The 15264-nt window shown below is 42.3% G+C and carries 13 protein-coding genes; 5 read left to right on the forward strand and 8 right to left on the reverse strand.

Annotated features, from left to right (window positions below):
- Positions 1-83: 83 nt before the first annotated feature.
- Positions 84-233: a zinc ribbon domain-containing protein gene (locus NWP22_RS00955; RefSeq protein WP_271732011.1), complete on the reverse strand. Its 150-nt coding sequence runs from the start codon at positions 231-233 to the stop codon at positions 84-86.
- 174 nt (positions 234-407) lie between these two features.
- A complete protein-coding gene (locus NWP22_RS00960) occupies positions 408-1880 on the reverse strand; it encodes a site-2 protease family protein (RefSeq protein WP_271732012.1) in 1473 nt (490 codons plus the stop codon).
- A 191-nt stretch (positions 1881-2071) separates the two neighbouring features.
- On the opposite strand from NWP22_RS00960, the gene NWP22_RS00965 reads away from it, so the two are divergent.
- Positions 2072-2758 (forward strand): MBL fold metallo-hydrolase, encoded by a 687-nt coding sequence (locus NWP22_RS00965; protein WP_271732013.1) that lies wholly within the window; start codon positions 2072-2074, stop codon positions 2756-2758.
- Between the two features lie 73 nt (positions 2759-2831).
- Here the strand turns inward: NWP22_RS00965 and ctpA are convergent, their stop codons facing one another.
- Positions 2832-4088, reverse strand: coding sequence for a carboxyl-terminal processing protease CtpA (gene ctpA / locus NWP22_RS00970; RefSeq protein ID WP_271732025.1), 1257 nt, complete (start codon positions 4086-4088; stop codon positions 2832-2834).
- Positions 4089-4462: 374 nt separating this feature from the next.
- Here ctpA and petB point away from each other — a divergent pair, with 374 nt between their 5' ends.
- Together petB and petD are read left to right on the forward strand one after the other, a co-directional pair.
- Complete coding sequence (gene petB, locus NWP22_RS00975) at positions 4463-5110, forward strand: cytochrome b6 (RefSeq protein ID WP_200989569.1); 648 nt, start codon at positions 4463-4465, stop codon at positions 5108-5110.
- A 226-nt stretch (positions 5111-5336) separates the two neighbouring features.
- A complete protein-coding gene (gene petD / locus NWP22_RS00980) occupies positions 5337-5819 on the forward strand; it encodes a cytochrome b6-f complex subunit IV (protein ID WP_200989570.1) in 483 nt (160 codons plus the stop codon).
- Here petD and NWP22_RS00985 read toward each other — a convergent pair.
- Positions 5787-6086: a hypothetical protein gene (locus NWP22_RS00985; protein WP_271732015.1), complete on the reverse strand. Its 300-nt coding sequence runs from the start codon at positions 6084-6086 to the stop codon at positions 5787-5789. The two genes, petD and NWP22_RS00985, sit on opposite strands and share 33 nt — an antisense overlap.
- Positions 6087-6110: 24 nt before the next feature.
- On the opposite strand from NWP22_RS00985, the gene NWP22_RS00990 reads away from it, so the two are divergent.
- Positions 6111-6548, forward strand: coding sequence for an ATP-binding protein (locus NWP22_RS00990; protein ID WP_271732017.1), 438 nt, complete (start codon positions 6111-6113; stop codon positions 6546-6548).
- A 141-nt stretch (positions 6549-6689) separates the two neighbouring features.
- Positions 6690-7067 (forward strand): hypothetical protein, encoded by a 378-nt coding sequence (locus tag NWP22_RS00995; RefSeq protein ID WP_271732019.1) that lies wholly within the window; start codon positions 6690-6692, stop codon positions 7065-7067.
- A gap of 94 nt (positions 7068-7161) precedes the next feature.
- Here NWP22_RS00995 and NWP22_RS01000 read toward each other — a convergent pair whose 3' ends face one another.
- The 4 genes from NWP22_RS01000 to nblR all read right to left on the reverse strand — a co-directional run bounded on the left by NWP22_RS01000 (position 7162) and on the right by nblR (position 14963).
- On the reverse strand, positions 7162-9792 hold the full coding sequence (locus NWP22_RS01000; protein WP_280801409.1) for a DNA polymerase III subunit alpha: 2631 nt from the start codon (positions 9790-9792) through the stop codon (positions 7162-7164).
- A gap of 97 nt (positions 9793-9889) precedes the next feature.
- Positions 9890-13336 carry an ATP-binding protein gene (locus NWP22_RS01005; protein WP_280801410.1) on the reverse strand — a complete coding sequence of 1149 codons (3447 nt, stop codon included), beginning with the start codon at positions 13334-13336 and terminating at the stop codon, positions 9890-9892.
- A gap of 520 nt (positions 13337-13856) precedes the next feature.
- A complete protein-coding gene (locus tag NWP22_RS01010) occupies positions 13857-14222 on the reverse strand; it encodes a DUF2237 family protein (RefSeq protein WP_271732024.1) in 366 nt (121 codons plus the stop codon).
- A 33-nt stretch (positions 14223-14255) separates the two neighbouring features.
- Positions 14256-14963, reverse strand: coding sequence for a response regulator transcription factor NblR (gene nblR / locus NWP22_RS01015; protein WP_271732026.1), 708 nt, complete (start codon positions 14961-14963; stop codon positions 14256-14258).
- Between the last annotated feature and the right edge of the window lie 301 nt (positions 14964-15264).

A 15264-nucleotide genomic window follows, 5' to 3' on the forward strand; every position in this document is an offset into this window, starting at 1 on the left:
CTGCTATATAAATCCTAGACAAGTCTAGACATTTATTTCTTACTTCAATGGGAGCATGGGAGCGGTTATCCCTCAGTAAGCTTTCAAGGTTTAGCCAACCTCGATAAGTTAATTGCTGCGTTTAAATCCCTGTCCATTGAATGACCACAACTTCCACAGTTGTAAATTCTTTCTTTTAGTGGCATATCTTGGATATGCCCACAATTTGAACAGGTGTTTAAACATAAATACACTTATAGGTTTGTAGATAAGTGTATAGGTTTGTCTATTTAATTGTCAACTAGGCTACTACTCCTTCGAGGTTATACCTTACTTACATCTCGTTCATAAATTACCAACCTCTTGACAAAAAGTAATAGATAGCCTCGAAGGACAGGGTTTAGCGGTGAGGTATTTTCAGGAGTATGTCACATTTGCAACAATTTAGCGAGGATCTGGGGTAGTGGTAGGACAATAATTACTAACAATCCCATGGCCATCAATCCTAAAATGTCACGTTTATTATCCAGTTCGGTGACATCATTCAAAGCCGGTTCATCAATCAAGGGGATCAAGAATAAGATAATTGCCCACAGCAAAAATCCTGACTGCACCAAAGAAAGTATTAGCAGTAATAAGCGAGAAATTTGACCGATGACCATGGCGGTTCTTTGCCCAAACATCGCATGGACAATGTGACCCCCATCTAATTGTCCCACGGGCATCAAATTCAAGGCTGTGACGATTAGCCCCAGAAAACCGGCTATGGCCAGGGGATGAAGGTTAATTGCTGATGTTGAGGTTAACTGGCTCCCTAATGCTAACTTAGATAGCAATGCTAATAAAATAGAAGATTTGGGGTTGAGAGCTTCCGGGTTGAACAGTCCTGCTTGGTCAGTCAGAGGAACCAATTCCGAATTCACCAAACCCCATAATAGTATAGGTAGAGTGATGACAAAACCTGCCAATGGCCCCGCAATGCTGACATCAAATAAAGCTTTGCGGTGAGGAACAGGACTACGCATTTGAATAAATGCGCCAAAGGTGCCCAAAAAGAAGGGGAGGGGTATAAAATAAGGCAGAGTTGCCCGAATTTGGTAGTACCGCGCCGTCAAATAATGACCCAGTTCGTGGATGCCCAAAATAGTCATCAGACCTAGGGAATAGGGTAATGCTTGCCAGAATATCCTGGGGTCAGATACTAATTGTTGTGGGTCAGAGCCGGCGATGCTAGCCCCCACTAGAGTAGTAGTAATTAAAGTGGCTACTAGCAAAAATAAAGCGAATCCTGGGCGTGTGATCTTCTGTGGCTGACTAGGATTTCTAGCGGATTGAGTGTTAGGTACAAGGATAAAGAAAGGTTTACCATTGAAACCCTCTTGGAAAATCAGCAGAAAGCGATCGCCAAATTCCGCTTCTATATTGGCCTTAATCTGCTGATAAGCTTGAGTAGGTGTAGTTCTGATCTGGCCCCGACAGATAATCGCCTGGGGTTTGTACTCAATGTTGTGGATGTAGTATACAGACCAGGGAAAACAATTTCTCAATTGAATTTCTTCGGTTGGTTCAATGGGTCGCACTGGTACTGGTTCTGCGGTAGGATGGATTGCCGATTGTGATCTAATATCTTGGGGTTGAGTGGGTGTATTTCTGGGCTTTCTCCGACCCCATTCCAACAACACCCAGTATAACAGAACGCAGATAATTGATGGCCAAATAATCAGTGATGATGGCGGCGGTTGTTCGGTTCCATAAATCAGAGTCCATCCGCTCAATATCAAAGCTGGACTCATTAACACCAACCACAGCAACCAGACTGGAGTCTGGGTGATCTGAGCGACGCTGCGCTGCACTATCAGATAAGTAGCTATTCCCAGTAGGAGAAGGAACCAAAATGTCATGTGATTTTCAGTAATTTGGCAGAAATGTCTTACTCCCGTGTTGTCACCATAGCCTTCTCCTGGGGAGAACCTGCTGAGGAAACACACCCGGTTGACTTTGAACCCGATTCCATAACAGTTAACAGAACTTAATTAATTGAAAAATAAGTTCAATTCTGTCACCTAATTTTCCACACTTTCGGTTTTTACTCATGTGCGCCTTACCTCAACAGCCAAATCAGACAGCGAAGCCACCACGTCCGGTGCTAGATAGGATCTTTGCCTTCCCGCCCAATCGGGACACATTAGGGGGAACCTCTTATCTTATTGTAGGAAATGAGGGCAATATTCTCATAGATTCTCCGGCTAATGACCCCATAAATCAAGATTTTTTGCGATCGCATGGTGGCGTGCGTTGGTTATTTCTGACTCATCGAGGTGCTATTGGTAAAACAGCACAAATTCAGCAAACCTTTGGTTGTGAAGTTCTGATTCAAGAGCAAGAAGCCTATTTACTACCTGGATTAACCTTGACCACCTTTACCCAGGAATTTAGACTTAATTCCACAGCTGAAGTGATTTGGACATCTGGACATTCTCCCGGTTCATCTTGTTTGTACTACAGTGATTTGGGGGGGGTGTTATTTTCCGGTCGTCATTTAGTACCTGACCCCACAGGGGAGCCAGTAGCTTTTCGCACACCTAAAACCTTTCATTGGTCCAGACAAATTAAAAGTTGGCAATTACTCCGAGAAAGGTTCACAGCCGAAACACTCCAGTATATTTGTCCCGGTGCTAACACAGGTTTCCTCAGAGGAAAATATGTAATAGATAATGCTTACCAACGCCTTGTTAATACCTGTGTTACCATGAGTGCCGCCCCTGTCTCAAGTAACTGATAATTCACGTGTTAATTAATCAATCAGCTCCCCGACTTGTGCAAGAAATCGGGGAGCTATCTGGGAGTTTGTGTTAATTAACCCCAGTATCGACCCCAGCAAATACAGAAGTTGTTTTCAATAATTCCAGCGCCCCTTGATATTGCAAATCGTCTGGGGTAGCAATTTGTGTGCGGGTAATGGATTCTTGGGAAATCACCTGATCTGGGGTAATTCCTAATTTATTAATATCCCGATGTGATGGTGTTTCGTACTTAGCAATGGTCACTGCCAAGCCAGAACCGTCGGATAATTCAAACAGAGACTGAATTAGACCCTTACCAAAAGTAGTTTCCCCCACCAAGGTAGCACGATGGTTATCTTGCAGCGCGCCGGCGAGAATCTCACTAGCACTAGCGGTACCTTGATTTACCAAAATCACCAGGGGGTCATCTGTCAAAGCCGGGCCAAAGGATTCAAAACTGCCCTGAATGCCCTGGCGATTGACGGTGTAAACTATAGTACCGGAGTTCAACCACAGACGGGCAATTTCAATTCCTGATTGTAATAACCCCCCAGGATTATTCCGCAAATCTAAAATATAGGCAGCCGCGCCTTTTTTCTCTAGACTAGAAATAGCATGGGCTAATTCCATAGAGGCGTTAGCGTTGAATTGAGTTAGACGCAGATAGCCAATGGGGGTACCTTGGGGAGAAAAGCGTAGGTCTGCGACTACAGGATTCAGCTCAATGCGATCGCGTACTATTTTCACCTCTTGTTCTGCGCTATCATCCCGTGAAATCAAAAGTGTCACAGAACTACCAATCGGACCGCGCATTTTGGCAGCTGCCTCGTCAAGAGTTAAATTATCTGTAGAAAGCCCTTCGATTTTCACAATGCGATCGCGGGGTTTAATCCCTGCTAAATCTGCTGGCGAGTTCATGATAGGAGTCACCACTTCCAGCTTACCGGTTTCGGGATTGATAGCAATTTGCAACCCTACCCCAGTCAGTTCACCAGAAGTATTCACCTGCAAACTGCGGTACTGCTCGGGGTCTAAAAACCTTGTAAACGGATCCCCCAGAGTCTGGAGCATTTTCCGAATCGCTGCATAAGCAGCTTCTGGGTTTTTTATTGGCTTCTCCAGAATCTTTTGCCGCACCGCAGACCAATTTTGATGATTAAATGTCTCATCCAGGTAATTGCGATTGACAATTCGCCAAACTTCTGAAACTAATTTCTGCTCATCCGTCAAAGCCGCGGCTGGTGGGACAAAAGCCCCCACCACCAACCAAAGAGCCACTAGCAATGAAAATCCCAGCCGAAAAACCTGTTTTTGCATGAACCGCATTTTCAAAATCCACTTGCTCCCAAATTTGCCCAACAATACTGAGGAAAAATGCCTATTTACCTCATCGTTGATGAAATCTATCTCTCAACTATGTTACTTTTTTTATAGAAGTGGTGCATTCCTCTCATCAAGCTCTTGCTATGACTGAGGGGCTGCATTTCACCCAGGAAACGATAAGATCGACTTGGTGGCGAGCATTTGTGGTGTTAGCTTGCCAAGAGAACGCAATATATTCCATATTTACAGAGTGTTAAGTTTTCCAAAAATTCTGATCACTCTGCTCAAAGCGAAAGTAACTCCTCTTTGTGAAAATCCCAAAATAGTTAATTGGGAGATTAATCAACCGCAACCGATTTTTAGGAACTTGAGATTGTATGGCCAACGTTTATGACTGGTTTGAGGAACGCCTAGAACTTCAGGCCCTCGCTGATGACGTGACTAGCAAGTATGTCCCTCCCCATGTCAATATCTTTTATTGCTTGGGCGGAATTACCCTGGTTTGCTTTCTAATTCAGTTCGCCACTGGATTTGCGATGACGTTCTACTACAAGCCCACTGTAACTGAAGCTTATGCCTCGGTACAGTACATTATGAATGAGGTCAATTTCGGTTGGCTGATTCGCTCCATCCATCGCTGGTCTGCCAGCATGATGGTGTTAATGATGATTTTGCACGTCTTCCGGGTATACCTCACCGGTGGTTTCAAAAAGCCCCGGGAATTAACTTGGGTCAGCGGTGTGATTCTAGCAGTCATCACTGTTTCTTTTGGTGTGACAGGCTACTCCCTACCTTGGGACCAAGTTGGTTACTGGGCGGTAAAAATCGTCAGCGGCGTACCAGAAGCAATTCCGGTAGTTGGCGTTTTTATTTCTGATATGTTACGCGGTGGTTCTAGTGTGGGTCAAGCAACCCTGACTCGCTACTATAGCGCGCACACCTTTATACTGCCTTGGTTAATTGCGGTGTTCATGCTGTTCCACTTCTTGATGATCCGCAAGCAAGGTATTTCCGGTCCTTTGTAATCCCTTAAAGCCACAATGGGAAAAGGCGACGGCTTTGAGTTCCCAGATGCAAATGTTTGTTTTAAACTTATGAGAAATCAGCAATTCATCGCTCATAAGCGACAATAAAAACAAAGATTTGTATTTGAAGCTCAAAGCTATAGATACCCCCCCTTAGGGTAAGCCTCATAGCTCATGGCTTTTACAAATGCTTTAACTGAATTTGAGCAGGAGAGCGTATTTAAATATGTCAACGCAGAAAAAACCCGATCTGAGTGATCCTCAGTTAAGAGCTAAACTCGCCAAAGGCATGGGCCATAACTACTATGGTGAACCCGCTTGGCCTAATGACCTACTGTATGTATTTCCCATTGTGATTATGGGTTCATTTGCTTGTATTGTGGCTCTAGCTGTGCTAGATCCCGCAATGACAGGTGAACCAGCTAATCCTTTCGCCACCCCCCTGGAAATTCTACCAGAGTGGTATTTGTATCCTGTATTCCAGATTTTGCGATCGCTTCCTAACAAACTTTTAGGAGTGTTAGCAATGGCTGCTGTACCCCTGGGCTTAATCCTCGTTCCCTTTATTGAGAACGTGAATAAATTCCAAAATCCTTTCCGTCGTCCAGTTGCAACTACAGTGTTCCTCTTTGGTACATTAGTAACTGTATGGTTAGGTATTGGTGCTGCTTTACCATTAGACAAATCTTTGACATTGGGATTGTTCTAAACTAAGTAGCAAAACTTCTTTGACACCTGTAGTTTGAAGATCATCCTCCAAAATTAGCATTTGATATTCAGAACTGCTGAACCGCTCAAATTTGATTTGACAGATGCTGGTAATTCTGGCGGATGTGATTTTGAAACTTACAGGTGTCAACGTAAAATTACGCGCCAAACAGCTGATGGGCGAGGCGATATCAAAGTAACTAGGACTGCGATCGCTGCTTGAACCCAAAATCAATCCCCCGTGATTTATGCGGGGGAATGCCTCCATGAAATTATATTTAAGTCAAGGTCAATGCTTAGCATAGTGCAGCACGACCATCTGGCGGTAAAGAGCGAACTCAAGCTCCTAAACTACGTACAACAATGGTTTGAGCAATTTTGTCTCACATATTTGTCTCAATTGGGCTGGTCACAAAGCCAACTTTATCGCCTCAACTTAGCATTAGCAGAGGGTTTTACCAATGCAGTTCGTCACGCCCATAGTGCTTTACCACCAGAAACTACCATAGAAATTGAAGTGAGTCTATGGATTGACAGACTGGAAGTGAGAATTTGGGATCAAGGAAAACCTTTCAATCCTGATGCGATCGCAGAGCCACAGCCGGGTACACTCCAAGTAGGTGGATATGGATGGTTTCTGCTGAGAAGATTGGCTGACCATGTTGTCTACGAACGCAGTGCTGATGGTAAAAATTGTTTATTAATACTCAAATACGCCAGAGAAAACTAGATATTTTTACCCTGGAATCGGGTATAAGCCCATAGTGCAAAACTCAATTAATATTTCTTGACCTTTGGTGGTTGACCGTGGGCTTTTGACCCGGCATTAAAATCGCTATCCTAGAGGGAGAGCAAGAAAATAATTGCAAAAATGAGCCTTAAATCTTTGGAATTGAGTCTGGAAAAACTGCGACCTTGGCTGACCATGTTAGCAGTTTTCTGGTTGCTAGCATCACTAGGCTTAGGCTGGCTGGTAAATTCGTTGTTAATTATCTTTGGTTTGCTGTTATTTACACCCGTTGTCGCCTTCTTCGGCTTGCGCTGGTGGCTACAACGCAATTTAGTAACTGACCAATGTCCCGTCTGTAATTATGAATTTTCAGGTTTAAATAACACTCAGGTGCAGTGTCCTAATTGTGGAGAGCAATTGTCAGTAAAACAAGGACATTTTCAGCGCTTCACACCAGAAGGTACAATTGATATTCAAGCGATCGAAGTCCCAACTAAATCACTCAAAGAACAAAAGTAACCCAGATGGACACCCTATAAAAACTTTACCAGTAAATTAAGTCAAAATTTTAACTCTCAAAAGTTATGTTACAACCACAACATAACTTTTATCTTTACACTGGTAAACCTGGAACTTGAAGCAAATCTAATTCCCGGTTAAAAATTTCATCAATGGGTAACATTTGCCCATCAGTGGTCATAAACTTATGGTCTTTTGTCGCCCGGATAATTGAACCATCTGCTAAAGAATATTCAAATAGTTCTTGTTTTCCCCGATCATGCCACTGTAGAATAGGTTGGGTATAAACATTGCCATTTTGATCAACACTATAAACATGACATTCCAGACACTTGTGGACAATTTCCCCAATGGGAATCAACCCATATTCCACCGTTAAAACCTGCGTATCATAGCTCAAACAATATTCGGCAAACTTTAACATTTGCTCAAACAATTCCTCAGCTACTTGTTTTTTAACTCCATTCTTCGCCGCACCATCAACAAACTTTTCCCGCTGCTTTTGCATTTCTGCAACCTTCTTTTTACCCATAGCGCGACGCAATAAGTCAGCTTGTCCTAGGGAATATCCAGCCATATCTTGAGCAATTTTCATAATTTGCTCTTGATAAACCATAATTCCATAGGTTTCATTCAGTATGGGTTCTAGAAGAGAATTTTGGTAATCAATCACCTCGCGCCCATGTTTACGGTTAATAAACTTAGGAATGAGTCCCGCATCTAGGGGTCCGGGTCGATAGAGTGCCAAAATAGAAGAAATATCTTCAATATTGGAAGGCTTTAAATCTCTGACTATCTGACGCATCCCTGAAGACTCTAACTGAAATATTCCTTCTAAATCCCCAGCTTCTAAAAGTTCATAGGATTTTTTCACATCTTTGGGTAAAGTTGTATGTTCACCCTTAGCTAATATTTTTTGAGATTTTCTTTCCTGACGTGTAATTTCATCTGGGTCAATGCGATAACCTCTGCTTTGTTCAATTAAATCAATTGTTTTTTGAATCAGGGTTAAGTTACGTAACCCGAGAAAATCCATTTTTAACAACCCCAGTGATTCCAAGTCTTCCATAAAATATTGGGTAATCACCGCACCATCATTATTCCTTTGCAGTGGGACAATTTCATCTAAGGGGTCAGCAGAAATCACCACCCCAGCAGCGTGGACACCAAAAGTTTTATTAGTTCCTTCAATTCGCATGGCCATATCAACCCAATGGCGGACTTGCGGATCATTATCGTATTTTTCCTTAAACTCGGGTGCTGGGGTTTGGTCGGAAATCATCACTTTGAGTTTAGTGGGTTTACCCCGGACTACGGGAATTAATTTCGCCATTTTGTCTGATTCCCCATAGGGAATATTCAATACTCTAGCGACATCTTTTAAAACGGATTTAGAGGTGAGGCGGTTGAAAGTAATAATTTGAGCAACTCTATCTTTACCATATTTTTCAGTTACATATTCAATAACTTTGTCACGTTTTTCAATGCAAAAATCTGTATCAATATCAGGCATTGATTTACGTTCGGGGTTCAAGAATCGCTCAAATAATAAACCATGGTGTACCGGGTCTATATTAGTAATTCGCATAGCATAAGCCACCAAAGAACCAGCAGCAGAACCACGACCAGGACCTACAGGAATGTTATTATCTCTGGCAAATTTGATGTAATCCCAAACTACTAAAAAGTAGGTAGAAAACCCCATGGACTGGAGCATTTTTAATTCATATTCTAATCTTTCTCTATATACTGGCTCAACTTCATTGCGGGATTTGCGGTTTAACCTTTCTAATAATCCTTGCCAAGCTACTTCTTCAGCGTAAGTGTCGGGAGTATGACCTGAAGGTATGTATGGTGTGGGAATCTGAGGTTCACCCATAATATTATAAACTGCCACTTTATCGGCAATTTCTGTAGTGGTGCTGATAGCTTCAGCAATGACATCATCTGGTAAATGGTCACGGAATAACAGTTTCATTTCTGCTGCGGATTTCAGGTATTCTGTACCGCTATAACGCATCCGTTTATCTTCACTAATTAGCTGTCCAGTTTGAATACATAGTAAAGCGTCATGTGCTTCCACATCAAAACAAGATATAAAATGAGAATCGTTAGTGGCAATAAATTTAATTCCTAATTCCCGCGCAATTTTAACAATTTCTACATTTACAATCCGGTCTTCTTGAGAGCCGTGGTCTTGAATTTCTAAATAGTAATCATCACCAAATAATTCTTGATACCACTTGGCAATTTTCCGGGCTATCTCTGGTCTACCACTGAGAATTGCTTGGGGTATTTCTCCACCTAAACAAGCACTAGTGACGATTAAACCTTCACGATATTGTTTAAGTAGATCTTTATTAATACAAGGACGAGAAAAAATTCCCTTACCTTGTACCCCTTCCAGGTGGGAAATTGTGGTAATTTTAACTAAGTTTTTGTAACCTTGAGTATTTTTAGCTAAAACAACTTGATGATATTTGGGGCGGCGTTCTTGTTTGGTAATATCGCCGTTGATGATATACATTTCGTTGCCAATAATTGGCTTAATGTTTTTACTGCGGCAGATTTTAATCAATTCTACAGCACCATACATGACACCATGATCAGTCAGGGCGATCGCTTTCATCCCCAGAGCGATGGCTTGATCGACCAACTCCGGTAGCTGACTGGCTCCATCGAGCAAACTATAGTCGCTGTGAATATGTAATGGTACAAAGGACATATAAGTCTCCAAGCAGAAGCTGATAGTACTGCAATATACCATTTAATTTCGATTTACCAGACTAGCCAGTGTAGCTAAATCTTGGGCTGCGATCGCTTTAGGCAAATGCAGCTGATAACAGTGGGATTTTCACTGTAAAAGTTGCTCCTTGTCCTTCCCCCCCACTCTCTGCATGGACAGTACCACCATGCAATTCTACTAAATGACGTACGATTGCTAGGCCTAAACCTAAGCCGCCATAGGAGCGAGTACTAGAACTATCCGCCTGGAGGAAGCGGTCAAAAACATAAGGAAGAAACTCTGGCTTAATCCCAATACCCGTATCCCGGACTTGAATTTGAGCATAACTAGTAATGTTTCGGGGTAAATTTTTGTGATCATCAATACTATGGGAAAGTTCAACTTCTACCCTACCCCCTGTAGGAGTAAACTTGATAGCATTAGATAGTAAATTCCAGATCATCTGTTGTAAACGATCCGTATCACCGGCAACTAAAAATCTAGAATGATTGTGCTGTATTCCCTGGGGAGGAATCACGGAAAATCTCAAATCAATTTCCTTAGCTTGGGCGGCTAACTGGACCGTTGTCATCGCCGACTCAATTAGGGGAACCAAATCGTAACTACAAACATTGAGATACAACTGTCCCCTAATCATGCTGGAAATATCTAGCAAATCTTCTATAACCTGGGCTTGTGTCCTAGCATTGCGCTCAATAGTTTCCATGGCCTTAGCCATTTGAGTGTCACTCAGTTTGCGAGCTCGCAGCAGTTGCACCCAACCGAGAATAGCATTCAGGGGCGATCGCAATTCATGGGATAATATACCCAGAAATTCATCCTTCATGCGGTTGGCTTGTTGCAGTTGCTCTGTTTGCAGTTGCAGAGAAGCAATTAACCTTGCCCGTTCCATGGCCACCGCTATTTGGTCACAAACTGCTTGCATCATCGCCCTTTGATTTTCACTAAAAGAACAGCAACTGCGGCTACCAAAACAAAGAGTACCCAAAACCCGTTCTGATGCTATTAACGGGTAACTATAACAAGCCTTCACCCCTAAATTCCGAATTAATTCTGTGTTTGGGTCAGTGGATTCCTGAACATTTTCTACATAAATAGGACGGCGTTCTTGGGCGACAGTACCGCACACCGATTGACCCAACGGTAACCACTCATATTTTTTAGCCACCTCCTCAGAACAGCCTGTAAAAGATGCAAGGCGAATCACCTGATGGTTCTCCTCAACTAAATAGTTAAAGTAAACATCCAAACCAATCTGCTCCGCCAGTTTTTGGTAGAAGCTGTTAATTAATGCTACTGGTTCCTGACTAGATAACAAATCATTGGCTGTGTTAAACAGCAACTGTAACCTTTTGTAACTTAATGCTTGGGCCTTTTCAATTTCCTTAAGATTAGTAATATCTTGAAAGCCTGCTACACAGGTAGCTGAATGACCGTGCATTGCTGGTATAGTATCACCAAATATCAGTACAGAGCGCACAAGGTCGCCAGTGTGCCAGTTTATTTCTAATCCATCTAAACGTTCTCCCCGGGCTACCCGCGCCCCGGGTATTTGCTCCTTAGGGATGCGATTTCCTGCCGCATCTGTGCAATAGTATGTAGTGTCATACTCTTCTACTGGTACACCTTTGGGAAACTCACCCCCTGCTAATTCATCAGCGGCTTGATTAGCAAAGGTTACCCGCCCCGTTTCAGGTTCAATAAACAGTAATGGTAGAGGCATCAGATTTAAGACTTCTTCGAGCCATTTTTGCTGATTGTGAACTGCTTCCTCTATCTGCTTACGCTCTGTAATATCCAAAAATGCCCCAACACTACCTCTACTGTTACCCTGTTCATCAAACAACGGGGCGACGTACTGCAACAACTTGACAACTTTGCCATCTTTATGTATAATATCAGTTTCAGAGTCTAAAACTGTCACACCATGAGCAGCAGAATATTGCATAGGTAACTCTTCTGGTGATAGTTTTTTACCGTCGCGGTAAACTTGAAATTCTGCCGGCTGTTCTTGACTGGGGATACTCATAGCACCATATTTACCTGGTGATATCCCTAATTGTTGAGCAAGACAGGGGTTAATTCTCATAGTTTTGCACTCTGCATCTTCAGCAATACCGATACCAATAGGGATAACCTGAAATAAAGTTTGTAATTCGCTGATCCGACGTTGTAAATCTTTATTAAGTTGTACTATTTGTTCTCTTGCTTCCTGGCGATCGCTTAAGTCCAGAATAAACGCCACTGATTCTTGTCGGTTCTGTGCGAGCAACACGTAACCTACTAAAACCCGAATCCGCCGACCATCTTTGTGAATGTATTCTTTTTCATAGGGGGTACAAGCACCTCTGGGATTTTCCTGGGCTTCGGCGATACCTTGAATATCTAAATGCAAATACTCTGGTGGTGTGATATTCCGCCAATTTAATTTACCTGTGAATAAATCCTCACGGCTGTAGCCAATCATCTGTAGAAATGCATCATTGGCTTGGTGAATACCACCATAGACATCACCAAACTTAATACCAATGATGTTAGCATCTACAAAACTTCTCAGCTTTTCTTCCTGTGCTCTGAGTTGTTCTTGCGTCTCGTCGCGTTGACGTTCAATACGTGATATTACTGCTGAAGTTTGCCAAATCAAAATCGCAAAAATCACTATTAAGATGATGGCAAATAACGATATCGCAAAAGCAGCACCGTATTTCCCTGCTAATTGACCATGGAGGATCAACCAGCCTATCACTAATGGTAAAGCTATAGCTGCCGGTAACAAACGACGCGCCATCAACCCGCCATAGGTATCACTCATTACTACTGCCATAAATGCCTGCTCTGGACTTGCCCAGAGAATGCCTATACAAAGTACAATGAACTTTACGCCTGTATGTAATCCCATTGATGTTGTATATGATGGTGTGCTGGGAAACAATCCTACTTGATACATATAACCGATGAGTACCTGTGCAGAAATCACTAGTACTATCAGGGTAAAAAGTTGAATGTACCAAAAACTAAGCTGATTTGGCGATGGCGATAGGGTGCTGTTAGCCATATGGGCGGAAATTTCTAGAGCTATACCCAGAAATATAAAGTTTAAGGCACTCTCAAACCCCATTCGCCCTGGAGGGGATGTTAATACTGCAGTTGCTTGCTCCTGGAAGAGTAATTCATCAATACCAAAATTCCAGCCGAATAAATACTGAGCGAGGGTGAGTAACCCAATCAAGGTAACAGATGCTGCACAAATTCGCGAGCAGGATAAGTAAGGGATAGTAGAATGACTTTTTCTGCTGAGTTTGCTCTGCGACATCCACAAAGATATACCAGATAGCACAAAGCATAAAGCTGTATTAGGCTTCATTGTCACGAGACTGGTGTTACCGCAGGTTTTAATCAATTCAATGTCAAACAACCAGCCAAACAGCACCAGAACACCGACTAATATTGTGATTATGCTTGCAACTTGTACCACTCGTAAGCTATGTAAGCTTGGCAGTTGCAAGCGGTTAAAATTTAACATTGAAGTTTTACCACCCAACTGTCTACCGTAGTCACTGTACTTTGTTTAAAGAAATAAAACCTCACCTATATAACTAGAAAATTTCTAGTTAGGCTATATACTGTTGAGATATTTTTTATCTATCTATAGGCATATTTTTGGGATTACACAATCTACATTAGAAAAGAATAGATACAAAAACATCTATCTTGAAACATAATTTTAAAACATAAAATCATGAGAAAATATGCCCTCGGCCTGTTGTGAGAAGTCAGGGATTCACTGATTATGTTATTTCTGGTCTAAGTATTTAGTATTAATAAACACTTTATATATGTCTGTGAGCAATAAATAGGGGCAATTGATTAATTGCCCCTGGGAGTATAAAGCCTTTTTCAGGCTAATGAAGTACACATCAATTGCCTATTCCCTGTTCCGGTGTTCCCTGTTCCGGTGTTCCCTGAAACTAAAGAACTTTGTACCTCACGAGCATGGGAAATGCTATATTATTAATTTAATTTTGGCGATTCTAGGTCTTTAGCTACATAAGGGCGTGTTTTTGCAAATCCTCTAGTGAGCAGACTTCCAAAGCTCTAGAATGGGTAGCGCCAAGCACAACAGGGGGGGCGACACCAGCATCTAAAGCTTCTTGCCAACGGGCCGCACATAAACACCAGCGATCGCCTGGTCGTAGTCCAGGAAAATTAAATTGGGGAACGGCTGTACTCAAGTCATTCCCCTGGGATTTAGTAAACTCGAGAAATTCTGGTGTAACTTGGGCGCAAACAACATGCATCCCGAAATCCTGACCACCTGTATTACAAAAGCCATCGCGGTAATAGCCAGTCATGGGAGATGTACAGCAACTCTCCAGGTTGGTTCCTAGTACGTTTTTTGCCTGTGTCATAGTCAATTTTTAATTTTTGTAGTAATTTTCAGATTAAGACTCCCGTAATACATATCCCACGCCGCGCACTGTTTGAATCAGACGTTTATGAGTGTCACATTCAATTTTCAGGCGTAAGTAGCGAATGTACACCTCTATCACATTGGACTCACCCATAAAATTGTAACCCCAAACATTTTCTAAAATTTGTTCGCGGGTTAATACCTCGCGGGGGTGTTCCATTAAAAATTTTAATAGTTCAAATTCTTTCATTGTCAAGTCAATTGACCGTCCGTTATGCATAGCGCGACGGGTGGCGACATCTAAAACCAAATCCCCAAAACGTAACTGTTCTGTGGTTTCAACATCAGGCTTTAAATACAGGCGAATTAAGTTTAAAAAGTCTTCCGGGCGGTAAGGCTTGAGGACATAATCATCAGCCCCAGCTTCTAAACAAGCCACCCGGTCATCTACTGTATCCCTGGCCATGAGCATCAATACAGGGGCGCACATCCCGGCATTTCTGAGTTTTTTACACAACAAGAGTCCTGATTCTCCTGAGAGCATCCGGTCTACAACAATTAAAGCAGGTGGCCGATGGCTTTGCCCACTAGAGGCATCGCGGCAGTATTGTAAACCGCTAGCCGCATCATGGGCTAAAATCGCTTCATAGCCGGCTTCTCGCAAATCAAAGCCTAACTGATTTGCCAGACTCTCATCGGTTTCAATCACCAGAACACAGGGATTGTGAGCAATTGTCATCATTAGTTAGTAGGAATCTTGGATGGGAGATTTGAGATTTCTCAGAGATTGGGACACAGACTGAATCAAGAAAATAATTATCACAGGGGTATACAGACTAAGAGTGAGCTAGTCCTCAGCTGACTATTTTATAGACAAAACTATACTTATGTTGACAAGAATTGACATAAGTGAGTTAAGAAAATCGCCCACTTGATATATAATCCTACGATATCAAGTATTGAATTAAGACTATTGCCAACGCGAAAACCAAGCAATGATAGCGGTAGTCTTTCTTGTAAATCTTAAGAGAAATATCGCG

Origin of the sequence: Anabaenopsis tanganyikae CS-531, from assembly GCF_029891675.1 — a bacterium.
Lineage (GTDB): Bacteria > Cyanobacteriota > Cyanobacteriia > Cyanobacteriales > Nostocaceae > Anabaenopsis > Anabaenopsis arnoldii.